Source organism: Flavobacterium bomense, assembly GCF_003970355.1.
Genome location: NZ_RYDJ01000205.1, coordinates 1 through 1,143 on the forward strand (window position 1 = coordinate 1; position 1,143 = coordinate 1,143).

2 protein-coding genes are annotated in these 1,143 nt (G+C 31.1%); both read left to right on the top strand.

Translation table 11 applies throughout. The features are described 5' to 3' along the window. The coding region (locus tag EKL98_RS16765; protein ID WP_199740749.1) for a homocysteine S-methyltransferase family protein at positions 1–336 on the top strand (336 nt) is incomplete at its 5' end. Positions 337–448: 112 nt separating this feature from the next. After that, complete coding sequence (locus EKL98_RS16770) at positions 449–1,057, top strand: hypothetical protein (RefSeq protein WP_126563219.1); 609 nt, start codon at positions 449–451, stop codon at positions 1,055–1,057. Positions 1,058–1,143 lie beyond the last annotated feature (86 nt).

The following is a 1,143-nucleotide window of genomic DNA, read 5'->3' on the forward strand; positions in this document are numbered from 1 at the left end:
ACGGTAGAAGCTTTCTTGGTTTCGGTTTCCCATATTCCGTTGTTGAGTGTAGGTTTCAATTGCGCTTTAGGAGCCGATTTATTGAAGCCCTATTTGCAGACTTTGTCACAAAACACTTCTTTCAATGTATCTGCACATCCTAATGCAGGATTGCCAAATGCCTTCGGAGAATACGACGAAACACCGGAAGAAATGCAATCACAAATACGTAGTTATTTAGACGATAATTTAATAAACATCATTGGAGGTTGTTGCGGAACAACGCCAGGACATATCAAATTGATTGCTGATATTGCGAAGGATTATAAACCCAGGGTTTCAGAGGCGGTGATGTAAATTGAAAGAATTGTGATGGATATATGAATTATGTCTTCTGTTCATTTATCGCGGCTGTTTAAAAATTAGATAATTTAAATATTTAAAATAAAAATCTATAAATTATATGCTTATGTTAGAAAAAGAAATTGAGAATATAATTTTAGAAAAAATAAAAGTTCAATTGAAAATCGAAAAATCTTTTTCGGACTTAGTTAATAATTTTGACAGTATGTTTGCTAACATTGATTTTGAAAAAAATTCGTTTTCAATCAGTGATTACTTCGGCGCCGGAATGGGAAAAGCTGGAGCGACTTCAAAACTTCTAGCGGACAATAGAATAAAAGAGGAATGGTTAAGAGAATATAGTTTCAAGGAAGGGAATGTCAAAAATGACTTCAAAGGTCTGTATTTTTTCGTAAATGATATGAGACCTTTTTATGTAGGTATTTCAAAAGGTGTTATAGGAAGAATACTTCAGCATATAAAAGGACACAGCCACAATTCTGCAACACTTGCTTACAAGATCGGATTGCTAAAATATGAGATTATAACGGGTAGTAAACATTCTCTTACCAGAAAGCAACTAAATTTTAAGAATGAAGTTGAACCTATAAAAGGTTTTCTTTCAAATCAAGAAGTGATTTTTTTGCACATAGAGAATGATTATGAACTATATCTTTTTGAAGTATATTGTTCAATGAAACTTGGGACAATGTTAAATAATTTTGAGACTCATTAAAATAGATTTAAATAAATGGTATTATAAATTGAAAGATAAGATAATGAAAAAAATATTAATAACAGTTGTACTAAGTTTTATCTCAT